Origin of the sequence: Flavobacterium sp., from assembly GCF_031409475.1 — a bacterium.
In the GTDB taxonomy this organism is placed as follows: domain Bacteria; phylum Bacteroidota; class Bacteroidia; order Flavobacteriales; family Flavobacteriaceae; genus Flavobacterium.
The window spans coordinates 33678-59213 of the sequence record NZ_JANNXH010000008.1; the positions used below are offsets into that span (position 1 = coordinate 33678).

At 33.1% G+C, this 25536-nt stretch carries 25 protein-coding genes; 6 read left to right on the forward strand and 19 right to left on the reverse strand.

All coding sequences use genetic code 11. The annotated features are described in order from the left end of the window. Positions 1-7: 7 nt before the first annotated feature. Positions 8-973 (reverse strand): Gfo/Idh/MocA family oxidoreductase, encoded by a 966-nt coding sequence (locus RMO53_RS01460; RefSeq protein ID WP_310377572.1) that lies wholly within the window; start codon positions 971-973, stop codon positions 8-10. Between the two features lie 131 nt (positions 974-1104). Here RMO53_RS01460 and RMO53_RS01465 point away from each other — a divergent pair, with 131 nt between their 5' ends. Beyond that, positions 1105-1746, forward strand: a complete 642-nt coding sequence (locus tag RMO53_RS01465; RefSeq protein ID WP_310377573.1) for a protein-L-isoaspartate(D-aspartate) O-methyltransferase — start codon at positions 1105-1107, stop codon at positions 1744-1746. Positions 1747-1786: 40 nt separating this feature from the next. Here RMO53_RS01465 and RMO53_RS01470 read toward each other — a convergent pair whose 3' ends face one another. From RMO53_RS01470 to RMO53_RS01480, 3 genes are all read right to left on the reverse strand, one after another. Next, a complete protein-coding gene (locus RMO53_RS01470) occupies positions 1787-2836 on the reverse strand; it encodes a Fic family protein (protein ID WP_310377574.1) in 1050 nt (349 codons plus the stop codon). Between the two features lie 85 nt (positions 2837-2921). Beyond that, entirely contained in the window at positions 2922-3374 is a 453-nt protein-coding gene (gene smpB, locus RMO53_RS01475; protein ID WP_310377575.1) for an SsrA-binding protein SmpB, read from the reverse strand. A 42-nt stretch (positions 3375-3416) separates the two neighbouring features. Continuing rightward, positions 3417-3902, reverse strand: a complete 486-nt coding sequence (locus RMO53_RS01480) for a phosphoglycerate mutase family protein (RefSeq protein ID WP_310377576.1) — start codon at positions 3900-3902, stop codon at positions 3417-3419. A 52-nt stretch (positions 3903-3954) separates the two neighbouring features. Here RMO53_RS01480 and RMO53_RS01485 point away from each other — a divergent pair, with 52 nt between their 5' ends. Continuing rightward, positions 3955-4182 (forward strand): VF530 family protein, encoded by a 228-nt coding sequence (locus tag RMO53_RS01485; protein WP_310377577.1) that lies wholly within the window; start codon positions 3955-3957, stop codon positions 4180-4182. A 37-nt stretch (positions 4183-4219) separates the two neighbouring features. On the opposite strand, the gene RMO53_RS01490 is transcribed toward RMO53_RS01485, so the two are convergent. From RMO53_RS01490 to RMO53_RS01500, 3 genes are read right to left on the reverse strand one after another with little or no spacing between them, the layout of a single operon-like run. Beyond that, entirely contained in the window at positions 4220-6418 is a 2199-nt protein-coding gene (locus RMO53_RS01490) for a TonB-dependent receptor domain-containing protein (RefSeq protein ID WP_310377578.1), read from the reverse strand. 8 nt (positions 6419-6426) lie between these two features. Continuing rightward, positions 6427-6987 carry a GNAT family N-acetyltransferase gene (locus RMO53_RS01495; protein ID WP_310377579.1) on the reverse strand — a complete coding sequence of 187 codons (561 nt, stop codon included), beginning with the start codon at positions 6985-6987 and terminating at the stop codon, positions 6427-6429. Between the two features lie 21 nt (positions 6988-7008). Continuing rightward, the gene (locus tag RMO53_RS01500; protein WP_310377580.1) at positions 7009-7860 is read right to left on the reverse strand and encodes an aldose 1-epimerase family protein; all 852 of its coding nucleotides are present in this window, start codon (positions 7858-7860) and stop codon (positions 7009-7011) included. Between the two features lie 163 nt (positions 7861-8023). Between RMO53_RS01500 and RMO53_RS01505 the strand changes: the two genes are divergently transcribed. Beyond that, positions 8024-10027 carry a M1 family metallopeptidase gene (locus RMO53_RS01505; RefSeq protein WP_310377581.1) on the forward strand — a complete coding sequence of 668 codons (2004 nt, stop codon included), beginning with the start codon at positions 8024-8026 and terminating at the stop codon, positions 10025-10027. 14 nt (positions 10028-10041) lie between these two features. Here the strand turns inward: RMO53_RS01505 and RMO53_RS01510 are convergent, their stop codons facing one another. After that, a complete protein-coding gene (locus tag RMO53_RS01510) occupies positions 10042-11082 on the reverse strand; it encodes an agmatine deiminase family protein (RefSeq protein ID WP_310377582.1) in 1041 nt (346 codons plus the stop codon). Positions 11083-11266: 184 nt separating this feature from the next. Here RMO53_RS01510 and RMO53_RS01515 point away from each other — a divergent pair, with 184 nt between their 5' ends. Then, positions 11267-12793 carry a choice-of-anchor I family protein gene (locus RMO53_RS01515; protein ID WP_310377583.1) on the forward strand — a complete coding sequence of 509 codons (1527 nt, stop codon included), beginning with the start codon at positions 11267-11269 and terminating at the stop codon, positions 12791-12793. A gap of 99 nt (positions 12794-12892) precedes the next feature. On the opposite strand, the gene RMO53_RS01520 is transcribed toward RMO53_RS01515, so the two are convergent. The 4 genes from RMO53_RS01520 to RMO53_RS01535 all read right to left on the reverse strand — a co-directional run bounded on the left by RMO53_RS01520 (position 12893) and on the right by RMO53_RS01535 (position 16036). Beyond that, on the reverse strand, positions 12893-13780 hold the full coding sequence (locus RMO53_RS01520) for a carbon-nitrogen hydrolase (protein WP_310377584.1): 888 nt from the start codon (positions 13778-13780) through the stop codon (positions 12893-12895). Positions 13781-13840: 60 nt separating this feature from the next. Beyond that, the gene (locus tag RMO53_RS01525) at positions 13841-14335 is read right to left on the reverse strand and encodes a DUF4199 domain-containing protein (protein WP_310377585.1); all 495 of its coding nucleotides are present in this window, start codon (positions 14333-14335) and stop codon (positions 13841-13843) included. A gap of 207 nt (positions 14336-14542) precedes the next feature. Next, a complete protein-coding gene (locus tag RMO53_RS01530) occupies positions 14543-15412 on the reverse strand; it encodes a DUF808 domain-containing protein (protein WP_310377586.1) in 870 nt (289 codons plus the stop codon). A gap of 120 nt (positions 15413-15532) precedes the next feature. Next, positions 15533-16036 carry a hypothetical protein gene (locus tag RMO53_RS01535; RefSeq protein WP_310377587.1) on the reverse strand — a complete coding sequence of 168 codons (504 nt, stop codon included), beginning with the start codon at positions 16034-16036 and terminating at the stop codon, positions 15533-15535. Positions 16037-16320: 284 nt separating this feature from the next. On the opposite strand from RMO53_RS01535, the gene RMO53_RS01540 reads away from it, so the two are divergent. Further along, the gene (locus tag RMO53_RS01540) at positions 16321-17604 is read left to right on the forward strand and encodes a T9SS type A sorting domain-containing protein (protein WP_310377588.1); all 1284 of its coding nucleotides are present in this window, start codon (positions 16321-16323) and stop codon (positions 17602-17604) included. A 160-nt stretch (positions 17605-17764) separates the two neighbouring features. Then, a complete protein-coding gene (gene ytxJ / locus RMO53_RS01545) occupies positions 17765-18163 on the forward strand; it encodes a bacillithiol system redox-active protein YtxJ (RefSeq protein WP_310377589.1) in 399 nt (132 codons plus the stop codon). A 111-nt stretch (positions 18164-18274) separates the two neighbouring features. Here ytxJ and argH read toward each other — a convergent pair whose 3' ends face one another. The 7 genes from argH to RMO53_RS01580 form a co-directional block, all read right to left on the reverse strand. After that, on the reverse strand, positions 18275-19555 hold the full coding sequence (gene argH, locus RMO53_RS01550) for an argininosuccinate lyase (RefSeq protein WP_310377590.1): 1281 nt from the start codon (positions 19553-19555) through the stop codon (positions 18275-18277). A gap of 45 nt (positions 19556-19600) precedes the next feature. After that, a complete protein-coding gene (locus RMO53_RS01555; RefSeq protein ID WP_310377591.1) occupies positions 19601-20674 on the reverse strand; it encodes a M20 family metallo-hydrolase in 1074 nt (357 codons plus the stop codon). A 53-nt stretch (positions 20675-20727) separates the two neighbouring features. Next, complete coding sequence (gene argB, locus RMO53_RS01560) at positions 20728-21513, reverse strand: acetylglutamate kinase (RefSeq protein ID WP_310377592.1); 786 nt, start codon at positions 21511-21513, stop codon at positions 20728-20730. Positions 21514-21605: 92 nt separating this feature from the next. Beyond that, positions 21606-22556 (reverse strand): N-acetylornithine carbamoyltransferase, encoded by a 951-nt coding sequence (locus RMO53_RS01565; protein WP_310377593.1) that lies wholly within the window; start codon positions 22554-22556, stop codon positions 21606-21608. A 276-nt stretch (positions 22557-22832) separates the two neighbouring features. Further along, complete coding sequence (locus RMO53_RS01570) at positions 22833-23213, reverse strand: GxxExxY protein (RefSeq protein ID WP_310377594.1); 381 nt, start codon at positions 23211-23213, stop codon at positions 22833-22835. Between the two features lie 101 nt (positions 23214-23314). Beyond that, on the reverse strand, positions 23315-24076 hold the full coding sequence (gene proB, locus RMO53_RS01575) for a glutamate 5-kinase (RefSeq protein WP_310377595.1): 762 nt from the start codon (positions 24074-24076) through the stop codon (positions 23315-23317). 130 nt (positions 24077-24206) lie between these two features. Next, positions 24207-25403 carry a glutamate-5-semialdehyde dehydrogenase gene (locus RMO53_RS01580; RefSeq protein ID WP_310377596.1) on the reverse strand — a complete coding sequence of 399 codons (1197 nt, stop codon included), beginning with the start codon at positions 25401-25403 and terminating at the stop codon, positions 24207-24209. Positions 25404-25536: the final 133 nt, after the last annotated feature.

Consider the following 25536-nt stretch of genomic DNA (forward strand, 5'->3'; position numbering starts at 1 on the left):
AACGGAATTACTTCTTAAAACAATCAATAATTTGGTACGCCACTCTTAAAGCTTCTGTCGCTTGTTCCAATGTTACAACAGGAGTTGTGTCGTTGTTAATAGCATCAGCAAAGGATTCTAATTCGTCCAAGATGGCATTGTTTTGCTCCACATCAGGATTCGAAAAGTAGATTTGTTTTTTTACGCCTTCGGCATTTTGTAGAATAATATCAAAATCTCCAGGGATTTCTGGAGCATCTTTCATTTTTACGACCTCACATTTTTTCTCCAAAAAGTCAACAGAGATATAAGCGTCTTTCTGAAAAAAGCGAGATTTACGCATATTTTTCATTGAAATTCTACTAGCAGTTAAATTAGCAACACAACCATTTTCGAACTCAATTCGAGCATTGGCAATATCTGGCGTGTCACTAATCACCGAAACTCCACTGGCATTAATCAATTTTACTTTCGAATTCACCACGCTTAAAATTGCGTCAATATCATGAATCATCAAGTCAAGAACCACCGGAACATCAGTGCCACGAGGATTGAATTCGGCCAAACGATGGGTTTCAATAAACATAGGATTTTCAATCATATCTTTGGTAGCGATGAACGCAGGATTGAATCTTTCGACATGGCCAACTTGTCCTTTTACATTGTATTCATTGGCTAAAGCGATGATTTCTTCGGCTTCGGCAACAGTATTAGAAATGGGTTTTTCGATAAAAACATGTTTTCCGGATTTGATGGAAACTTTAGCACATTTATAATGCGAAAGTGTGGGCGTTACAATATCGATAACATCTACAGCATGAATGAGTGTTGCAATAGTATGAAATTGTTTGTATCCAAATTCATTGGCAACTTTCTCACCGTTTTCTTGGTTTTCGTCATAAAAACCAACCAATTCATATTTTTCTGATTGCTGTAATAATCGTAAATGTATTTTTCCGAGATGACCCGCACCTAAAACGCCTACTTTTAACATAAAAATGATTTTTAACAAATGTATAATTTATTTGTTTATTGTCTAAAGAATGGCGTTTAAAGTTTTGGAAATTGTTATTTGATTTTTGGGATTTTAAAGTTTATTTTTACCAAAATAAATTTACCCAAATTTTGAAAGACACTTCTAAACATCAAGGACTTCGCAATCAATTAGCTGCCCTTTTGAAAGATAAAGGAATTACGGATAAGAATGTTTTGGAAGCCATTAAGAAAATTCCAAGACATCTTTTTTTGAATTCAAGTTTTGCAGATTATGCTTATCAGGACAAAGCTTTCCCAATAGGTGCAGGACAAACTATCTCTCAACCTTATACGGTGGCTTTTCAAACACAATTATTAGAAGTAAAAAAAGAGGATAAAATTCTCGAAATAGGAACTGGTTCAGGTTATCAAACCGCAGTTTTGTGTTTGATGGGAGCAAAAGTTTATAGTATCGAAAGGCAAAATGAGCTCTTCAAACAAACATCAGCTTTATTGCCAAAATTAGGTATTCGTCCAAAACATTTATCGTTTGGAGATGGTTACAAAGGATTGCCAAATCACGCTCCTTTTGATAGTATTATTGTTACAGCTGGTGCGCCAATAATCCCACAAGCTTTGATGGCACAACTAAAAATAGGGGGAAAGCTAGTCATACCGCTTGGAGAAGAAAATCAAATCATGACTTTGTTAATTCGAAAAAATGAAACCCAGTTTGAGAAACACGAGTTTGGTGATTTTAAATTCGTGCCGTTGTTGGAAAATAAGAATTAAATTATAATCCCGTCTAGCTTTTTTGACTAGACAGGATTTTTTATTGTCCAATAATTTCAAGATAACGCTCTAAACTTTCTTTCTCGGTTTGAGCAATAAACAATAGAAAATCTTCTTTGTTGTTTTTTGTTTGAGCAGTTTCAAGTGCATTGTAATATTGCATTCGTGTATCATAATCACCTTTTATGTTAGCAATTACATAACCGTTTTGTAATAAAATTAGATTCATCACCAAACGAGAAGTTCTACCATTACCATCTATAAAAGGATGGATAGTAACCAAACGTTCGTGAAGCTCTGCTGCCAAAACTATTGGGTGTATGGCATTTTTATTGGTTTCATACCAAATGAAAAAATCTTCCATTTCCTTACTAACCATAAAAGGTTGCGGTGGCATGTGTGAGCTGCCTTTTATCATTACTTGAACTCTACGATAGCGACCCGCATCTTCGGGAATAATTCCGCGCAAAATTAAGTTGTGAATGGATAAAACTTCTCGCTCGTTTAAGGAGGTGTTTTTCTCTATCAAATTCTTGATATAACCAATGGCTTCTTGATGATTGATTGCTTCAAGATGTTCTCGCATACTTTTTCCCGAAACAGTCAAACCTTCATTGATTACTAAATCAGTTTCGCGAAGAGTGAGCGTGTTGCCTTCGATGCGGTTGCTTTCAAATGTATATTCGAGCTCTAATGCTTGAGCAATTCTAAAGCTATCAAACTTGCGAAATTTATCTAGTTTTGATTTCAAACCATCAATTTCATTAAGAATAGACAATAAGTTTTTAGAAAGTGATTTTTTGAGAGTAACATAGCTGTTCTCCATTTCTTCACGTACCATATTCATTGCTTTCATGGCAAATTCATCCTGACCTATTTCATATAGAATTTTTTCTTTAAGCCACGCAACCATTAGTGTTTCAAAATCTATTTCTAATAATGAAGCTAGTTTTGCAACTTGCTCTTTGGTGGGTTTTCTTAATCCATTTTCGAACTTACTGATTAGGGCTTGATCGATTCCTAAAGTTTGTGCCACTTCTCTGGTTTTTAACCCTTTTAGTTCTCTTGCATTTTTAAGTAGTGTTTTCAACTTTTTATGTTTTAAATTGTCTTGACAAATTTAGTCATAATTTTTTAATAATAAAAACTATTCTGTCTTTTTGAATATTTTTAAATTAAAATGATTTTTTTATTCTGTCAAGTTCGCGCTTAGTGTCTTGTTCTTTGAGAGATTCTCGCTTATCGTAGGTCTTTTTCCCTTTGCACAGTCCGATTTCAAGTTTTGCCATTCCTTTTTCATTAGTAAATAATTTTAAAGGGACAATAGTCAATCCTTTGGCTTGGACACTTTTTGCCAAACCTTTTAATTCTCGTTTGTTCAACAAAAGTTTGCGTTCGCTTCTTGCTTTATGGTTGAATTGGTTTCCAAAAGCATATTCTTCTATATAAGTGTTAATTGCAAAAAGCTCAGTCCCACTAAATTCGCAAAAACTTTCGGTAATATTTGCTTTCCCTAATCGGATGGATTTTATTTCGGTTCCAGCCAAAACAATACCTGCCGTAAATTTTTCGATGATTTCGTAATCAAAACGGGCTCTTTTATTAAGTATGTTGATTGTTTTTAGCATTGGATTGCAAATGTATGTACAAATTGAGTAATAGGCAACTCTCTATGGTAATTTCAATAATTGGTATGAAATTAAAGTACCATTCAGAGTTACAATGTATAAATTTCCAAAAATGGAATCCTCTATACTTGCATAAATTATTTTATCAATAATTTTATTTACAAATTCTGGAGTTGTGTTGCTATGCCCAACAATTAAAACCGTTTGTCCAAGAGTTTTTGTTTTAAATTCTTGAATATCAACTATTTTAGGGTCGTATTTTATAATTTCTAAATTCCTATTTGCTGCAATTGGAGTTGCAGTTTGGAGTGTTCTTTTAAAATCAGTACTGTAAATTGCATCAAAATTAATATCAGAAAATATTTTACTCCAAAGTAATGCTCTTTCTAACCCTTTTGAAGATAAATCTGGGTTTTTTGAATCATCTACTTTTTCCGCATGTCTTATAAAATAGTACGTTGTAATTTTATTTTGCGAAAATGAAAAAAGAGTGAATAAGAGAACGAATAGTGTTATGTGGCTTTTCATTTGTATTAATTTATTCAAAAATAAGTAATTTCAGTTTTTGTATCTTTACAGTATGGAAAATAATAAATCAAAAGACCCACTTCACGGATTAACGCTTCAAAATATTATGGAACAACTCGTGACTTATTATGGATTTGATACTTTAGGAGCGTTAATTAAGATTAAATGTTTTACGGATAATCCGAGTATAAAATCCAGCCTTATTTTTTTAAGAAAAACAGATTGGGCAAGAAAAAAAGTTGAAGAATTGTATCTTAAAACGCTTCCTAGATTACAATAAAAATTGCTTTTCAATTCCTTTTCAAGCTCTTTTAGACTTAAAAATTATATTTCCCGCCTAGATAAAAATTTCTTCCTCCTGCGTTTATTCCAGAAGCAAATGTTCTGTATTGTGTATCAAGAATGTTTTCAATACCCATAAAAACGGTTAAGGAATTTAACACACTCAATGAGCCTTTTAAATTATAAGTTTTCCAAGCTGGCGAACCATTTTTTGGTGCATATTGCAAATTATCTTCACCACTTGGAGCGTAATTTCGTAATTCTTTTTTGCTGTTATAAAGCATATTAAAATCAAGATTTATTAGTTTGCTTTCATATTTAAAACCTGTTTTTCCGTAAATTGGTGCGATATGATCTAGAGGAAATTCTCCGGATGTGTTTTGTACTCGACCATGTGTAAAATTGAATGTACCGTAAAATAATAATGATTTTGTTAGGTATGTTTTTAAACTTGAAAACACACCAATTATGTTTGCGCTTCCTTGATTTTGATTCGCAAAAATTTGACTGTTTTCTCCTTCGTAAATAATACTTGATTGTCCATTTAGTGTAAATGTGTTAGTTACAATGGCATCAAAAAGTCTCGTGTAATAGAAAGTATTTTCAAATTGAAAGTGTTTTCCTTCCCAAAAAATAATACTTACATCAGCAGTTAATGATTTTTCTGGTTTTAAATTTTTATTAGGAACAATAAGTCTTCCAGCTGCAGATTCAAATATTTTGGATAAATCATCAATGTTAGGTACTCGAAACGCAGAGGCTAAATTGAATGCAACTTTTGTTTTCTCGCTTGCATTATTTACAATTCCAATTGCTCCACTATAAGTAAAGTTTTTTTGTTGGACAGTTGAATAGGGTAAGCTTAAAAAATTAGTAGCAATTTCACTATTTAATGATGTGTAACCAGCTCTTGCACTAGCATTATACGAAATTGTCCTGCTTAAATTATTGTTAAAAGCAAGAAAGCCTTCAGCTCTTAGAGTATTATTTTTTCCGTCTGGATATCGTGAATCTGTTGTTGATTCTATATTTGTAAGTATGTTTTTTTTGATTCCAGTTGAGTTTAGATTATCATAATAAATATCTGCACCATAAATTAAATCACCGTTTCCTATTTTAGTTTTAAAATCAGTATTAATCCCAAAAATAGTTACTTTTTCGATTCTTGAAGTTAGATTGTTACTTCCAAAATTTCGAGTAATTCTACTTTCCTCTATATTTTGATAACTTAAAACCAAGTTCATATTACTATCAAAAAATACTTTTTCTTTTGATACTTTATAAGCCGTAAGCAAGCGTTTTTGAGGACCATAATTCCATACTGCCGATTTTAATTCTCCATCAGAATTTAGGTCAGTTAATCTGTCATAACGAGGAATATCTGAGGAAGTCGAATACTGCAGATTTAAACTGTGTTTGGTATCACTATTTTGTTGATAAACAATTTTTTGCATAAAATCATATTGCTTGTATCCAGAAAATTTTTGTATATATTTATTGTCATTTGCAACCCGAGTATCAATTCCATTTACAGTTACACTATAAAATGGTCTTTCACCAAAAAAATCATTTGAACCATTTTTTTGTTTGCCCATTTTTAAATCACCATAATCATTAAACGAAATCGATGTTAGCGAAGCCCATTTTTGTCCTGCTAGATTAAAATCAAGATGTGTAGATTTGCCGTTGTTTATAGAATTGTAATTTGAAATAATGTTGCCAGTAAGAAACCTATTCTCTGTTTCCGAAAGTAATTTGGCATTTTTAGTTTGTAAATAAATAGCACCTCCAAGCGCATCACTTCCATAAATTGTGGATGATGGACCAAAAAGAACATCTATTTTTTCAAGCATGTTTTTATCAACGGTAACAATATTTTGCAAATGTCCGGATCTATAAATTAAATTATTCATTCTAATCCCATCTACGAGTAATAGTATTCTACTGGACTCAAACCCTCTAATTACGGGACTTCCGCCACCTTGTTGTGATTTTTGTACGGATAAAGTACCTGTGTTTGCAAGCGCATCAGCACTGTTTTGAAAATTTTGTAGCTCGATTTCTTTTTTAGAAATGCTTTCGACTTGTTGGGTTATTTTTCTTTTAGATTTTGCAAATCGTTGTGAGCTTACTACTATTTCATCTAAAATTATTGATTTTGTGGAATCAATTTGAGTTTGAGAAAAACCATAAAAAAATATAAATTGGACCAATACAGTGATTAAAAATTTCATTATAACTTTTATTTCTTAAAATTTATTTTTAAAAGCGAATAGATTGCAGTGTCTAAAAAAGTACCCTCATAATATTCGTTTTCTATTAAATGGGCTTCCTTTCTAAAACCATTTTTTTGTAATACTTTTTCTGACGCAAAATTTCTCGGGTCAATAACTGCTTCAATCGAATGCAATCCCATTTGGTTGAAACCATAATCAACAGCACATTTAATTGCTTCAGTAGCAATTCCTTTTCCGTGATATTGAGGAAGTATCATATAACCTATTTCTGCTCTAAAATGTTCTGGTTTTATACAATAATGCCCTATTATACCTATAAATTTCGGGCTTCCTTTCAAGGTAATTGCCCAGTTTATTCCTTCGTTATTTACTATTTTAGAATCTATTAATGCAATATGGTTGAGAGCTTCTTCATTTTTTTTTACCAGTGGTCTTGGGATATATTTCATAGTTTCTGGATTACTGCGTAATTCAAAAACTTCATTTACATCATCAATGGTTATACGACGTAAAATTAATCGTGTAGTTTCGAGTATTGGAAAGGGTTCAAAATTGATTTTTAACATTATAAAATATTTAGGACAATATTACAAAACATCAATAGAATATTGTGTTAAAAAAACTTCATTAGGATTTAAAATTTGCATTCCTTCTTTTTCAAAAAGGTTCCCATTACTATTTAAAACATCAGAGTAACCATGCCATGGTTCAATGCATACAAAAGGAGCATTTATTTTTGTCCAAATTCCTAGATTTGGAAAATCATGAAAATTTACTCTTAAAAAAGGCTTTAAATTATGGATTATAGTCAATGTATTTGATTGCAACTTTTTGAAAATCAAAGCGTCGTTTTCGAATAATCGATAAGTCAAAGGAATTTTTTTGTCTACCAAAGTTATATTCTTTGTTTTGTTAGAAATCAAATCATTTTCTAATAAAAAATAGTTTAACGTTTCGTCTTGTTCAAATTCAATCGCATAATTTTCAAAATCCCTTGATAAAGCAAATGCAGGATGTGCTCCAATAGAAAAGGGCATTTGATTTATTCCATTATTTAAAACTTTGTATTGAATGTTTAAACTATTTTCTACAAGAGTATAAATTAGTTGTAATTCAAAATCAAACGGATAATTTTTTAAAGTTTCTTTTGATGCTTGTAAAGAAAAAATAACACAGTCTTCCTTTAGTTCCATAATTTCAAAACTCAAATCTCGAGCAAAACCATGGCGAGTCAAATGATAATCAATTGCATTGTATTGATAGGTATTTTTTTTTAAAGTGCCAACAATTGGGAATAAAACAGGACTGTGTTTGCCCCAAAATTCAGGATTTCCTTCCCATATATATTCAACATTCGTGTTGCTTTTCAAGGATTGTAATTCAGCTCCTACAGGATTTATTTGTGCTGTTAAATTGCCGTTAGAAATTGTTATTGTCAAAATTGTTCTGATTATTAATGAATTAGATTTAAACGTAAATGTATTTATAAAATTTGTTTTGTGCCACTATCACTTAATAATTTGTTTTGATTTTTTTTTAACATTTGTTTTATTTTTATGTTGATTATTTACATTTTATTTGCAAAAATTTAATAATTTATTAATGAAAAATACTAAGTTCCTATGCATGCTTCGTTTCACATTATTAATAGGGTTTTCATCATTATGTGCCCAAAATAATGAGACTGTTGCACCAATTTCTCAAATATCGAAATACGATTATCACGATGCTTTTGCACCATTTTTTTACAAAAAAAACAGTTCAAGTACACGTTCAGTTAGTGGTCAACCTGGTGCTGAATATTGGCAAAATAGAGCTGATTATAAATTAAAATTAAAACTTAACGATGTAACAAACGAAATATCTGGAACGGAAATTATAACTTATACTAATAATAGTCCAGATCAAATGAGTTTTTTATGGATGAATTTAGATCAAAATTTATTTAAATCAGATTCAAGAGGTAACGCTGTTGTTCCAATTACTGGAAGTAGAAATGGTGCTCAAGGTCAGGTTTTTGATGGCGGACATAAAATAAAATCAGTAAAAGTAATTTCGGTATCAAAATCCAAATCTATTGCGACTGAGGTAAAATTCATAATTAATGATACTAGAATGCAAGTTTTTTTGCCACAAACTCTAAAATCAAAAGGCGGAAAAGTGAAAGTAAAGATTGAATTTTCATTCATATCTCCAACAAAAGGATCTGATAGAATGGGAGTTTTAGAAACCAAAAACGGAAAAATTTTCACAATTGCCCAATGGTATCCTACGATGTGTGTTTACGATGATTTAAACGGATGGAATACCATTCCGTATTTAGGCGCATCAGAATTTTATTTTGAGTACGGAGATTTTGATGTAAGTATTTCAGTTCCTTCTAATCATTTTGTAGTGAGTTCAGGTGAATTAATTAATACGGCTGAGGTATATTCGAGAGAACAACAAAATCGTTTAATTCAAGCAAAACTGAGTGATAAAACAGTTTTTATTAGAACGAGTAATGAAGTTGCTGCAACTGCAACTGCTGTTTCAAAAACGAATAAAACATGGCATTTTAAAATTAAGAATTCGCGTGATTTTTCTTGGGCATCTTCTGCAGCCTTTATTTTAGATGCTGCAAAAATTAATTTGCCAAGTGGAAAAAAAGCAATGGCTCTATCTGCATATCCAATTGAAAGTGAAGGGATTGATGCTTGGAGTCGGGCTACAGAATTTACAAAAGCTAGTGTCGAGAATTATTCAAATAAATGGTTTGAATATCCGTATGCTACAGCAACAAGTGTTGCAGGAATAGTAGGCGGAATGGAATATCCTGGAATTGTTTTTTGCAATTACAAAAGCAAAGGACTGCGTTTATGGAATGTTGTTGACCATGAGTTTGGTCATAATTGGTTCCCGATGATAGTTGGTTCTAATGAGCGTCTTTTTGCATGGATGGATGAAGGATTCAATACTTTTATCAACACTTTGAGTACTAATGAATTTAATAAAGGTGAATTTAAAAAAGCCGATGTTGATCTTCATAAAAATGTAGATTCTTTTACAAATCCTATTCTTGAACCTGTAATGAGTTCTTCGGATAATATGAAAGAGCGAAATACAGGAAAATTAAATTATTCAAAACCGAGTAGAGCATTAATTATTTTAAGAGAACACATATTAGGTCCACAAAGGTTTGATTTTGCATTCAAATCCTACATTGACCGCTGGGCTTTTAAGCATCCTGAACCTGATGATTTTTTTAGAACAATTGAGAATGTTGCTGGCGAAAATTTAAATTGGTTTTGGAGAGGTTGGATATTAAATAATTGGAAATTAGATCAAGGTATCAATAAAGTTAAATATGTAGATGATAATCCAAAATTAGGAGCTTTAATTACAATTGAGAACTTTGAAAAAATGGTTTTGCCGGTTATTTTAGACGTAAAAACAAAAAGCGGTACAGTTTCAAGAATTAAATTACCGGTAGAAATTTGGCAAAGAAATGTTGATTGGACTTTTAAATTAAATACAATTGAAGAAATTGAAAGTGTTACTTTGGACCCGGATCATGTCTTTCCAGATTCAAATGAAGCGAATAATACTTGGACACCGACTAAATAATTTAAAACGAAATTTTATTCAGGAATTTGTTGACTCAAACAGTGTAAAGTACCAAAACCCCATATTAAATCTATCGCACTAATTCCAATAATTTCTCTATCAGGGAAACAATCTGCTAGAATATTCAGGGCAATTCTGTCGTTAGAATCGTTAAAAGTAGGAACTAAAACGCATTTATTCAAAATCAAGAAATTTGCATAACTGCTTGGCAATCGGACACCATCAAAATCAATGCGTTTAGTCATTGGCAATGTAATTATTTTGGGAGATTTTCCGTTTTCAAGCTTTGCATTTTGCAATCGTTTTAAATTGTCTTGCAACGGTTTGTAATTGTTGTCTTTTGAGTCAGATTCAATAATGGTAACAATGGTATCTTCGGTTACAAATCGGCACAAATCATCAATATGTCCGTGCGTATCGTCGCCTTCGATTCCGTTTCCTAACCAAATTACGTTTGTAATTCCGAGATATTCTTTAAAAACCGCTTCATAATCTGATTTGGTAAAATTTGGATTTCTAACCTGAATGTCAGGATGCAATAAACATTCTTCGGAAGTTAGTAAAGTGCCTTTGCCATTGGTGTCAATCGCTCCACCTTCAACAATTACGGGTTTTCCTTTGTATAAAACTTGGGTTATTGGAATGTTCAAAAATTCGCCCACTTTTGCAGGAACTAATTTGTCGAGTTGAATGTTTTTATATTTTGCCCAGCCATTAAAATTGAAGTTCAAAGCTTCTCTTTGATTTCCGTTTTTAACAATAATCGGACCCGAATCACGCATCCAACTGCGGTTGGTTTTATAAATTAGGAAAGAAATATTATTCATTTGAACCGCGCCAGTTTCCAGCATTTCTGTAACTTTTTCCTTTAATTTATCATTGGTAACAATCAAAAAAACAGTTTCGAAAGCGGATACTTTTTTTATAAATTCTACAAAAGCCCATTGAATGGCTTCGTATTTTCCGGGCCAATCTTTTCCATTATGCGGAAAACAAAGTAAAATTCCTTGTTGTTTTTCCCATTCGGCAGGAAATCTTCTATTATTTGTAGTCATTCAGCGTTTCTAATTAGAAAAAGTACAAATATAAACATTCAGGTGGATTTACAAATGGTATAGACTAGTCCAATTTTTCATAAAATATTTAACTCAGCACTAATAGTTATCTTAAACATTAAATAATATTTAATTAATACAATCTTACTTTTTGATAATTATTTTTGGAAAAAAAATATAAATTATGAAAAAGTTTGGTTTATTGTTAGGCGTTTTATTTTTACTATCAGCTTGTGAAAATGAAATTAATTTAGAAGATGAAAATTCAAAAATCGGTAAAAACGAAAACCCTAGTTCTTTTAAAGAAATTAGTACTATCAAGATTGGTGGTACTGGCGCTGCAGAAATAAGTGCTTATGATGAAGTTTCTAAAAAATTATTTACCGTTAATAACAACAGTACGAATAGGATTGATGTTATTGATTTATCTAATCCTTCACTTCCAGTTCTAATTGCAAGTATCGATTTAACACCATTTAATGGTTCTTCAAATAGTGTAGCAACTTATGATGGTAAGTTAGCTGTTGCTTTAGAATCAAAACCCAATAAACAAGATGCTGGGAAAGTAGTGATTTTTAGCACCTCAAATTATGAAGTAATTAAGCAAATTACCGTTGGAGCTTTGCCGGATATGATTGCTTTTTCACCAAACGGAAAATATATATTAACTGCAAACGAAGGAGAACCTAACGATGATTATTCTATTGATCCCGATGGTTCAGTTTCGATTATTGATGTTAATAGCGACTATACCGTTTCGACTATAAATTTTGCTGCGTTTAGTAATCAGATTAGTGGTTTAAGAGCCAAAGGATTTAGAATTGCAAGTCCAACAAACAATTTTACTGCAGATATAGAGCCAGAATACATTACAATTTCTTCGGATTCTAAAACAGCTTGGGTAACATTACAGGAAAATAATGGAGTGGCTAAAATTGATTTGGCATCAAAAACTATTACCAATCTTTTTCCATTGGGATTTAAAGATTATAGTCTAACCGAAAACGCTATTGATATCAGCGATAAAGATGGAGGAATTTCTAAGAATACATGGAACTTAAAAGGAATGTTTCAACCGGATGCAATCAGTAATTTTAAAATAAACAATATTCCTTATTTTGTTACCGCAAATGAAGGTGATGCCAGAGAATATTCTGGTTTTGTGGATGTAAAAAGGATAAGTAGTTCATCGGTTATTCTTGATCCACTAATATTTCCTAATGCTGCTATTTTAAAAGCAGAGACCAGCATGGGAAGATTGAATATTAATACAAAGATGGGAGATACTGATGGCGATGGTGACTTTGACGAATTAGTTTCATTTGGAGCCAGATCTTTTTCTATATGGAACGGAAATACGGGTCAAATCGTTTTTGATAGTAAAAATGAATTAGATAGTAAGGCACTAGAATTTGGAGTATATGATGACAATCGAAGTGATGATAAATCCGTAGAGCCTGAATCTGTAGTTGTGGCTAAAATGGGCGATAAAAGTATTCTATTTGTTGGATTAGAAAGAGCAGATGCTTTAATGATATATGATGTAAGTAATCCATCGGCTCCAAAATTTTTGCAAATTTTAAAAACTGGAGATGCGCCAGAAGGATTGCTATTTATACCTGCATATAAAAGTCCTACAAAAAGAAGTTTAGTTGTGGTGAGTAGCGAAGGAGACGGAACGGTTAAAATATTTCAACCGGATTTGAATTAAAAATTTTATTTTTTAAAGAAAAAAAATCTACCAAAAGTAATTTGATACTATTGGTAGATTTTTTATTTAAGCTTTAATTCACAATTGATTTCACAAAAACTAATCTATTGCTCTTTTAGTAATACCACCAAAAGCATCAATTCTTCTATCTCTGAAGAAAGGCCAGTTTTGACGTACATTTTCTTGTAAATCAAGGTCAACATCGGCTATCAAAATTTCTTCTTTGTCGTGCGAGGCTTGCGCCAAAATTTCGCCTTGTGGTCCAGCAATAAACGAAGATCCCCAAAACTGAATTCCTGCAGTTCCTTCAATATATTGTTCTAATCCAATTCTGTTTGCGGCTGCAACATAAACACCATTTGCCACTGCATGGCCTTTCATTACGCTCATCCAAGCGTTGTGTTGGTTCTCGCCATATTGCTCTTTCTCTTGAGGATGCCAACCAATTGCAGTTGGATAAAACAAAACTTCCGCACCTTGCAAAGCAGTCAAACGAGCTGCTTCTGGAAACCATTGATCCCAACAAATTAATGTTCCTATTTTTCCTTTTTGAGTCGGAATGGTTTTGAAACCTAAATCACCAGGAGTAAAATAGAATTTTTCGTAAAAATGCGGATCATCCGGAATGTGCATTTTGCGGTATAAACCTGCTTCGGAACCATCGGTGTCAATAATGTAAGCACTGTTATGGTAAATTCCTGTCATTCTTTTTTCGAAGAAAGGAACGATAATTACCACTCCAAGTTCTTTTGCCAACGCGCTAAAAGCTACAAAAGAAGTGCTGTACAATGGTTCTGCCAAAGCAAAATTAGCTACATCTTCACTCTGACAAAAATAATGGCAGCTGTATAATTCGGGTAACGAAATCACTTCGGCACCTTGATTGGCAGCATCACGAACCCAGCTCAAACATTTTTTTAAGTTGTTTTCGGCAACATCATTCAGATTCAATTGAATAACCGCTATTTTGTATTTCTTATTTGGCATAAAACAAAAATTTAGAGTGCAAAAATAGTTATTTATCCCTTTTTAACTTTGAAAAGAAGGCTATTTTTTCTTTAAAATTAATGCTCCAATCAACGAAACGACAATCCCAATTGGTAAAACTTCCATAAGTGTGAGTAAAATTATCATTATTGGATTTTTATACCATTCCTTCATTTGATTCATTTCGGCAGTTTTTGCAGCAAGTTCTTCTGGATTGGTTTTCTTAAGTATCATTTCACTGTATTGTTCCATAAAATTTGGAAAAAAATTATAATAAATAATAAGCCAAACAATAACGTAAATGGTTGAAATTACTAATGAAATACTCAAGCCAGTTAGGAATGCTTTTCCAAAAGTAATTACGCCAATATGGGTTTCACGCTCTTGTTTTATCCCAAGAATTACAAAGATAAAAGCAAGAATCATACTGCCAAAACCAATGATCATACTGGGTTCACGATCGGGGTAAGTTTTCATATAAAGGGTCATCGCAATCATAACAATGCTTACGATTATTCCGCCAAAAATTCCGTTTTTAAGGATACTATTTTTCATAATTATAGTTTTTTGATTTGTAATTCAAAGATAATGAATTATTTATGCCGTTGTCTGGTTTTGAATTGTGTGAAAAAACTTTTTTTTAATTTTAGCGAATTTATAATAATTAAAATTTGGGTTTTAACGGCATATTTTAGTAGATGAAAGTTGGGAGACTTCACACAGCTGGATTCAGACGATTTATAGCAAGTATTTATTAAAAATTTACTTTTTTTTAATCCCCTTTTTGAATATGTTAACTATTCCTAAAACCAATAATCCAATGATGAGTCCAATACAAAATTCTTTCAAAATAGAAGGCAATTGTGGTAATATATGATGTAGAAAATTAATATTATGTACAAAAATTCCCCCAGCCACAAGGATCAAAGCGATTGTACCAATAACGGATAAACTTTTGATCACTTTTGGCAAAGCTTTTACGAGTATATTTCCAACTGTTTTGGAAAAACTATTGTCATTAGAACTCAACCCAATAAGTTTGTAACCCAGTTCGTCCATTCGTACAATCAAGGCAACAATTCCATAAACTCCAACTGTAGCTATTATTGCAATTATAGAAACAACAATAATTTGTGATGTAAGTGACTCCTTAATTACGGTGCCTAGTGCAATGATTACAATCTCAACCGATAGAATAAAGTCGGTTACGATGGCTGATTTTATTTTGTCTTTTTCAAAAGCCAAAATTTCGGCTTCGGAAAATTCTTGAAGGGTAATTTCAGTTTTAGTGTGTTTATGAGGAAAGAAGTACTCGTAAATTTTTTCTGCACCTTCGTAAGCTAAAAAAAGTCCGCCAAGAACCAATATGATAATAATTGCCAATGGATAAAGGGCACTTAACAAAAACGCTACTGGTAAAATAATTACTTTATTGATAAAAGAACCTTTAGCAATAGCCCATAAAACAGGGAGTTCTCTTGAAGAAATGAATCCAGATGCTTTTTCGGCATTAACCGCCAAATCATCACCCAATATTCCAGCTGTTTTTTTGGCAGCAACTTTACTCATTACAGCAACATCATCCATAATTGCTGCGATATCATCTAATAGTGCGAAAAAACCTGATGCCATTTTTATTTTTTTAGAACTAGTTTGATTTTAGAATTAATTTTCCAAATTGAATCAACGAGTTTTTGATTATTTATGAATGCGAATCTACTAATTTTTGGTTGAATTTTATTTATAAAATTATTAATCCTCATCTTCATTCTCAAAATCAAAAAAATCGTCAGGATTGAAAGGAATGTCGTCATCGGGATCTTTATCGTGAGCATTGACACCAGGAGGATTGAACAATCCCCAATCATCTTTGATATAATTCCACTCATCAAAACCAGCGACCCAATCAATAAATAAAAGTCGGAATTCATCAATTTCTTTTCGCAATAAAAGGATGTAATCATGGTCTTTAATTTCTTCTTCAAAGCGCAAACTGCCCGCATAAACACTAAGTTCACGGGCTGATTTCCTAATAATAGTAGCATTTTCCATTTTTAAATCATACAACTCAACTGCTTGGGCTCCTGAAATTTTAGCAGGTATTATCATTGCATTTTCTAACATAAACCGAACGGTTGTTTCTTGAAGAAATTCATTGTCGACAGGAATAATTTCGACTAATCCTTGTGTGATTTTAAAAATTTGTTCTGCCTTTTGATACAAGGGCAATTGATGTAGTTCGTCTTGTTTTGACATAGGATATTTTTAATTCATATTATAATGGGTGCAGATTATTATTGGAACTATTTTTCTCCAAAGTATTTAGGCTTCATAGTGTTTGTTTTTGTTTTAGTACTCTAAAAATAATCAAATATTTGGTTTGCCAACTCACTCTGATTTCAAATTTAATTAAGAATTTCAATAATTTGGCTTTTTAAAACACAAAATAGTTTAATCAATCTCGATTATGTATAGTTTTTATATACTTCCATTTTATTTTATTTAAATTAATCAGAAGTAAATTTGGAAAAAAATAGTTTATGAAAAATAGTGTTACAACTGCATTTTTGATTATTTATTCGTTTTCGTTTGCACAAAGTTTACCTTTAGATTTTGAATCTACAACAACACCTTACCCATTTATAAATTTTGATGGTGGTGTTGCCACAAAAATTGCAAATCAACAAATCTCAGGTATTAATAATAGTGCTACTGTAATGCAAATGGTTAAAGGAGCAGGAGCAGTTTGGGCAGGAAGTAAAATTACAATGGCTTCCCCAATTAATTTAACAACTCAAAGGTTATTTAAAGTCAAAGTATTTTCGCCAGTAGCAGGAAAAAGGCTTTTGTTAAAGTTTGAAGGTGCCGGTTTTACTTTTCAAAAACTATCCGTACCTATAGTAACAGCAAATGTTTGGGAGGAATTATCTTTTGATTTTTCGGCAGATGCTGTAAATAATTTAAACAATCAAATTGTATTTATTTTTGATAATGGTACACAAGGCGATGGTGGTCCAAATTCAACCTATTTATTTGACGATGTATCGCTATCAGTTGGACCAGGACCTATTTTAGAGTTACCCGTTTTGCCTTTAAATTTCGAATCTACCACTTTGGCATATCCATTTCTTGATTTTGCTGGTGGAGCAACTACATTATTAGCTAACCCATTCCCATCTGGAATTAACACAAGTTCTAAGGTGGTAAGGATGATAAAAAATCCAGGTGAAACCTATGGTGGTAGTGTTATTCAAATGGCTGGTCCAATTGATTTTTCGACAAATAAAATAGTAAAAGTAAAAGTTTGGTCGCCTGTTGCAGGAAAGAAACTTTTATTGAAATTTGAGGGAAGTCCAACTGATTACGATTATGGTGCTTTTGAAACCGATGCAATCATTACAAAAGCAAATGAATGGGAAGAATTAACTTTCGATTATAATTCTCCTACCTTATTTCCTCCAGTAAATAATAATGATAATAAAATTGTTTTTTTCTTCGACTTCGGTACACAAGGTGATGGAGGTTTGAATTCTACGTATTATTTTGACGATATTGCTTTCTCTACGGGTAATTTATCAACTCCAACTTTTGCAAAACCTGAGATTACTTTGTATCCAAACCCTGTATTAAACCAATTGTCGATTGAAGCAATAGGAGTAATTCAAAAAGTATCGATTTACAACCTGATAGGTCAAGAATTTTTAACAAAAAGTCCAAGTAGCAATACGGCAACTCTTCAAACTAACGGACTTCAAAAAGGCGTTTATATTGTTAAAACGATTATTGATGGTAAAGAATCTATTTCTAAATTTCTAAAAGAATAGGGCGTTTTTAATATTTTTTAAGGTAACAATTTGAATATCAATACATTTATAGATTCATTTTTCGAGTTTTTTATGGTTGGTAGTTTTACGTTTAATAGTTAACTTTGTAGAAGATTCTATAGCGGAATTAAATACCTCAAAATAGTTTAAACAAGATAAAATGAGTTTTTTAAAAAATATATTTGGGAGTTCCGATAATCAAAATGAAATAGTGAGTAAAATCAATTGGATTTCGCTAACAAATTTGGGACAATTGGATGAAATGGTATCACGTTCTGCCGAGAAGCCTGTAGTAATTTTTAAACACAGTACTCGTTGCAGTGTGAGCAGAATGGTGTTGAAACAATTTGAAAACGAATTCGATGTAGCGACGTTGGATTGCAACGTCTCTATGTATTTTTTGGATTTATTAGAGCATCGAGATATTTCAAATGAAATTGCAAATCGTTTTGGAGTGCATCATCAATCGCCACAATTGTTGTTGATCAAGGAAGGGAAATCGGTTTATGATGTTTCCCACAGCGATATTGATGCTGAGGAATTGAAGGGGAAGTTGTAAATTTTTAGGCCTCGGATTCAAACGGATTTTTGAATTTATAAAAAGCCACGAATTCACGAATTATATTAGTTTAATTCGTGAATTCGTGGCTTTAATTTATTTTTAACTAGCTTAAAAAGCCAATTTCATTTTCTTTTTAATCTCCTCTAAACAAAGGTTGTTGATGCTTCCTTCGTGGGTGTGTTTGGTTTCTTTTGGAGATTGAAAAGTCCCATTTTCCAATTGTTCCGCAACGGCTTTATAGGCATCTCTAAATGGCATTCCTGCTACTACCATTTCGTTTAAAGTATCCACGGTGAACAGGTAATCGTATTTTTTATCGGCAAGAATATTGTCTTTCACTTTGATGTCCTTAATAGAGAAAATGGCAATATCCAAACAGGCTTTCAAGTTTTGAATCGCAGGAAACAACCCTTCTTTCAACAATTGTAAATCCCTGTGATAACCGCTTGGCAAGTTGTTGGTGATTAAGGTAATTTCATAAGGCAAGGCTTGAATCTTGTTGCATTTTCCACGAATCAACTCGAAAACATCTGGATTTTTCTTGTGCGGCATAATACTGGAACCTGTCGTCAAATGAGCTGGCAAACTGATAAAATCAAAATTTTGGCTCATATACAAACAAACGTCCATAGAGAATTTTGCCAAAGTCGCAGCAACGCTACTCATTGCGAAAGCAACGGTTTTCTCTGATTTTCCTCTGCTCATTTGCGCGGCAATCGAGTTGTATTTCAAAGTTTCAAAACCTAATTCTTTGGTTGTGAAAGTTCTATTGATAGGAAATGAACTTCCGTAACCCGCAGCTGAACCCAATGGATTTTGATCTACGATTTTCAAGGCTGCATTCAACATCGTGATGTCGTCAATCAAGGTTTCGGCATAAGCAGAAAACCACAGACCGAAAGAGGAAGGCATCGCTATCTGCAAATGGGTGTAACCCGGCAACAACACGTTTTGGTGTTTTTCTGCCGATTCCATTAACAAGTCAAAAAGCGTTTTAACTTGAGATTTGAACTCGGTTACGACATCTTTTAAATACAAATTTACGTCAACTAAAACCTGATCGTTACGAGAACGAGCCGTGTGTATTTTCTTTCCGGCATCGCCTAATTTTATGGTTAGAAGGTATTCGATTTTGGAATGTACGTCTTCAAAACTGTCTTCGATTTCGAATTCGCCTTTTTTAATTTCGATAATTATGTCTTCTAAAGCCAAAACCAAAGAATCCGTTTCTTCTTCCGTTAAAAGTCCTATTTTGAACAACATTTTGGCGTGAGCAATAGAACCCAAAGCATCGTATTTGGCCAAAATCAAATCTAATTCTCGGTCGTTTCCAACGGTGAAATGTTCTATTTGTTTATCTGTTGGTATTCCTTTTTCCCAAAGTTTCATAAGCGTATTTTTTATTTTGTTGGGACAGCTCGCGACCTGTCCGTACTATTTAATTTTGAAAAAATCAGTCAGTATTTTGATATATAAATCGATTCCTTCTTCTATTTCGTTGATATATATAAATTCGTCCGCCGAGTGTGACCGCAAGCTTTCTCCTGGTCCCAACTTCAAAGATTTGCAATACAAAACTGATTGATCCGAAAGGGTAGGCGAGCCGTAAGTCGTTCTTCCCAAAGCGATTCCTGCTTGAACTAATCCATGATTCACAGGAATTGCCGATGCGTTTAAGTGCATCGAACGTGGCGTTACTTCCGCGTTCACGTTTGCTCTTACCGTTTCCAAAATATCGGTATTGTTGTAGCAATCATTCACCCGAATATCAATAACCAAATGGCATTCGGCTGGAACTACATTGTGTTGTTTTCCTGCGGAAATTTGAGTTACGGTCATTTTTACCGGACCTAAAACCTCGGATATTTTCTCGAATTGATAGGTTTTGAACCATTCAATCACGGCCATTGCATTGTAAATTGGATTGTCTGGATTGTTATGTGCAGCGTGACTTGCAGTGCCTTTTACCACAATATCCAATACCAATAATCCTTTTTCGGCTACAGCCAATTGCATTAATGTTGGTTCGCCAACGATGGCACAATCCAATTCTGGAAGATGTTTCAAAACGCTGTTTAATCCGTTTTTCCCGCTGCTTTCTTCTTCTGCCGAAGCCACGATTACTATATTGTATGGCAGGTTTTCAACGGCATAAAAATGAGTAAATGTTGCTATTAATGAAACTAAACATCCGCCTGCATCATTACTTCCCAGACCAAATAATTTGCCATCCTCGACAATCGCCTCAAATGGATTTTTCGTGTAACCTTGATTCGGTTTTACGGTATCGTGATGCGAATTGAGTAAAAGCGTGGGTTTGGATTTCTCAAAATGTTTATTGAAAGCCCAAATGTTATTGTTTTCTCTTTCGAAAGGAATGTTGTTCTGGGTAAACCAATTTTCGATTAAAAGTGCTGTTAGATCTTCTTCACTCGAATAGGAAGGCGTTTCAATTAGCGATTTTAATAGCGCAATGGCTTCTTGTATAAGGGTTTCTATGTTTTTCAAAATTATCGATTTAACTCTGACAGGGTTCAAAACCCTGTCAGAGTTGTTAGTATTTATAATTCTATGCTCGTACAAATAGTCTTGTTGTTTTTCAACATGTTATGATGACCAATTTTTATTTTTTGGACTCCTTTGGACAAACTATTGAAACAGTTGTCCAATTTCGGAATCATTCCGGAATGAATCGCTCCTTCTTCTTTTAATTTAGAATAAAGAGCCGAATTGATTTGTTCGATTACCGAATTTTCGTCATCAACATCAGTAAGAACTCCCGCTTTTTCGAAGCAATAATTCAAGGTTACTTCATAAACTTCCGATGCGGCAATGGCCAATTCACTGGCGATTGTATCCGCATTCGTATTTAATAATTGCCCGTTTTTATCGTGTGTAATCGCACAGAAAACGGGGACAATTCCGCTATTGATTAAAGTTTCCAATAATGGTGTATTCACTTTTTGAACATCGCCCACAAAACCGTAATCAATGGTTGGATGGTTTCTTTTGGTGGATTGAATCAAATTTCCATCAGCACCAGAAAAACCCATTGCATTCGTGTTGTTGGCTTGCAATTGGGCCACGATATTTTTGTTGATTTCGCCGGCATAAATCATCACGACTACATCCAGCATTGGTTTATCGGTAATTCGTCTTCCGTCGATCATTTGAGGAATCAAGCCAATACTTTGTGCCATTCTGGTAGCCGATTTTCCGCCACCGTGAACGAGAATCTTGTTGCCTTCAATCTTGGAAAAATCTTCCAAGAATTGCGACAATTCCGTTGGGTTATCGATGATGTTGCCACCAATTTTTATGATGGATAAGGGTTTCTTATTTGACATTTTTATTTTTTTAGATTTGATAGTTTTGAAAAGTTTAGATTTGACAACTTTTAGAAAGTTGTCAAATCTTCTTTAGAAAGTTGTCAAATCTTCTATTTCCTATTTTCTAAAATCTTCTGCAACACTAATTGAGCTGAATAAGTTCTGTTATTGGCTTGTTCGATAACCACTGAATTTTCGCTGTCAATCACCTCATCGCTTACAATCATATTTCTACGAACAGGCAAGCAATGCATAAATTTGGCATTGTTAGTTAGTTTCATTTTATCGGCAGTTACTGTCCAATTCGGGTCAGAATTCGTAATTTTTCCGTATTCCTTGTAATTGCTCCAGTTTTTGGCATAAATAAAATCGGCATTTTCGAAAGCCTTGTTTTGATCGTATTCGATTTTGGAATCTTTGGTGATTTCAGGATTCAATTCGTAACCTTCTGGATGTGTAATCACAAAGTCCATAGTTGGTTGTTTTTGCATCATTTCCACGAAGGAATTGGGAACTGCTTGAGGCAAAGCTCTTGGATGTGGCGCCCAAGTCAGCACCACTTTGGCTCTGTGAGGAGTTTTGTGTTCTTCTATTGTAATCGCATCGGCAAGAGATTGCATTGGATGTCCAGTAGCACTTTCCATATTCACTATTGGAACAGTAGCATATTTCAAAAAGCCAGAAATTACGGTTTCGGCATTATCTTTTTCTTTATCAATTAATTCTGCAAAAGCTCTGATGGCAATGATATCGCAATATTGCGAAACCACTGCTGCCGCTTCTTTGATGTGTTCCGAAGCACCTTGATTCATAATAGCTCCATCTTCGAACTCGAGTGTCCAGCCTTCGCTGTTAAAATTCATTACTATGACGTTCATCCCCAAATTCAAGGCTGCTTTTTGCGTACTCAAACGAGTTCTTAAACTAGAGTTGAAAAACAACATTCCTAAGGTTTTGTTCTTCCCCAGTTTTTTATTCTTGAGCGGATTTTTTTTGATTTTTAACGCTTGTTTCACCCATTTATCGAGTGAATCTATGTTTTGTATAGATATAAAGTTCATAGTTGTAAATAATTTGTACACTGATTAAACGGATTCGCTAAAGCGAAAACGCGGATAAGAGCGGATTTTTGTTGTTTTGTTATTTGCTATTTGTACGCTGATTAAACGGATTCGCTAAAGCGAAGACACGGATAAGAACGGATTTTCACTTGTGTTTTTTGTTTTATTATTTGTACGCTTATACAAGCGAATTTTTTCTAATTAATTTTAATATCAATAAAAAAATCAGTTTTTATCTGTGTTTGCGAAGCATCAGTATTATCTGCGTTCAATTTTTTATTTTCTGTAATTTTCAAATATTTTTCTTTTAAATTCGGGTTTCTTCCCAAAGTTGAGTAGTAAACCCACTTCACAATCGGTTCCTCTTAAATAATTTAGAATTTGATTTTCAAAATCTTTCACAATACATTCGGCGGCTTTCAATTCAAGTATAATTAAATCTTCAACTAGCAAATCTGCATAATATTCTCCAACTTCAGTTTCTTTATAATAAACCGATATTTTCTTTTGGGCTTCAACTTTGTAACCTTTATTTTTTAATTCTAAATACAAAGAATTTTGATACACTTTTTCTAAAAAACCATAACCCAACTCATTATAAACTTCGTAAAAAGTTTTAATAATTGCGTTTGTTAATTCTTCGTGTAATAATTCCATTTATAACTTCATTAAAATTATCTTATTTCTTTAATAACTTTAAAAAATCCGTTTTCATCTGTGTCTTCGCGATAGCGAATCCGTGTCATCCGTGTCTCAATTTATACAATCTTCGTAAACGCAATTTCTTTTTTTAAGGCTTTCAAAATAAAGTTGTCTTCCAAACCATTGATAATCCAGGTTTCGATGTTCGCCGCTTTGGCAATTGCCGCCGAATCAATTTTGGACTGCATTCCACCTGTTCCGTGAGACGATTTTGAATCGCCAATTTCTTTTTGTAAAAGCTCTAAATCAGTAACTAATTCGATAGTCTTTGGAAATTCATCTTTGATTGAAGCTTTAGTATAAATTCCATTGGTATTAGTAGCTATAATCAGAATATCAACGTTTAACAAAACAGCTGTTAATGCAGCTAATTTATCATTATCGCCAAACTGGATTTCGTCCGTGGCAACCGTGTCATTTTCGTTGATGATTGGAATGTAATTGTTTTTGACCAACACATTTATTGTGTTTACGATATTGAGTTTGGTTTGCTTTTTTTCGAAATCAGAATAAGAGAGTAAACATTGGGAAGTGAATAATCCTAAATCACTAAAATTTTCTTGGTAAATTCGCATCAAATGCGGCTGACCTATGGAAGCTAGAGCTTGTTTCATAAAAACATCTTCGTCTTGATTGTCTAGTTTTACAAATTGTTTTGCTGCAGCAATTGCCCCTGAACTTACAATTATAAACTCGTAATCATCTTTCAAAGCCGCGATTTGCATACCAATATCCTCAATCTTTCCTCTCGAAATATGATTAGTTTCCTTGGTAAGTGTGTTGCTTCCGAGTTTTAATAAGATTCTTTTTTTTGCCATAATTTTAACCACAAAGGGCACAAAGTTTTTTATAATTGAAACGCTTAAAACACAAAGTTCACAAAGCGTTTTGTTTTACTTATTTTTCCAATCTGAAATCAAAAATCGTTAATCTGTAATATAAAATCTGTCATCTAACCTGTCCTTCTCCGTAAATATACCATTTATTAGTAACCAAATGTTGTAATCCTATTGGGCCGCGTTGGTGCAATTTATCTGTGCTTATCGCCAATTCTCCTCCAAGACCAAATTGTCCGCCATCGGTAAAACGTGTTGAAGCATTTTGATACACCGCAGCGCAATCTACTTTTTCCATAAATTGTTGGGCGATAGCGTTGTTTTCTGTAATAATCGAAGCCGAATGTCCTCCGGAATATTGATTAATTTTAGCAATCGCTTCTTCATCCGAATTTACGATTCCAACAACAATTTTGTAATTCAAAAACTCTTCGTACCAAATTTCCTCGTTTGTAATAGTAGGCACTTGAGTTGCATTTGCGAAAGCAGTATCGCCTAAAATTTCAACCTTGTATTTTTTCAATTCATCAACTAATTGTTTTGCAAAAACTTCCCAATTTGGCAATTTTGAATCAATCAAAACCTTATCCAAAGCATTACAAACGCCAATATTTGTTGTTTTTCCGTTGATGATAATATCAAGGGCTTTTTTTAAATCGGCTTCTTGGTTTACATACACAAAATTATTCCCGCGACCACTAACGATTACTGGGCAAGTCGCGTGTTTCTTGGTAAAAGCAATCAATTGTTCGCCACCACGAGGTACGATTAAATCAACTTTTTGTGTTGGATTTTCCAGGAAAGCTTGCGTTTCTTCGCGGTTGTAATTCAAATATTCAACACAATCTTTAGAAATTTTATTCTCTTCCAAGGATTGATGCCAAAGAGAAACAATTTTCAAATTGGACAGCAAAGATTCTTTTCCGCCTTTCAGCAAAATTTTGTTTCCAGACTTGAAAGCAATTCCTCCAGCCTCCACCGTTACGTCAGGACGTGATTCATAAATAATCATTATTGTTCCAAAAGCTGCTGTTTTATTGATGACTTTCATTCCGTTGTCGTGAGTAAAATTAAAACGAACTTGTCCAACAGGATCATTCTGACTTGCCAATTGATGCATTGACAAAATCATTCCGTCGATTTTGGAATCATCAACTAACAGACGCTTTTCCATAGCCAAATCATCACCAGAATAATTGCTCATATCCTGTTGATTGATACTTTTAAGATTGGCTCGTTCCTGTTCCAAAAGTTCTGCCATTCGGCTTAAAACAGCATTTCTTTTTTCTATGGATAATAATGTGTTCATTTTTAGGATTTAATTATGGGTAAAAATATAAATTTAAAATTTCAACCATGTAAGGTATATAATTTCATTTAAGCAAATTGGAATAAGAATTTATATGTCCTTAAATACCTTATATGGTTAAAAAACTTATATT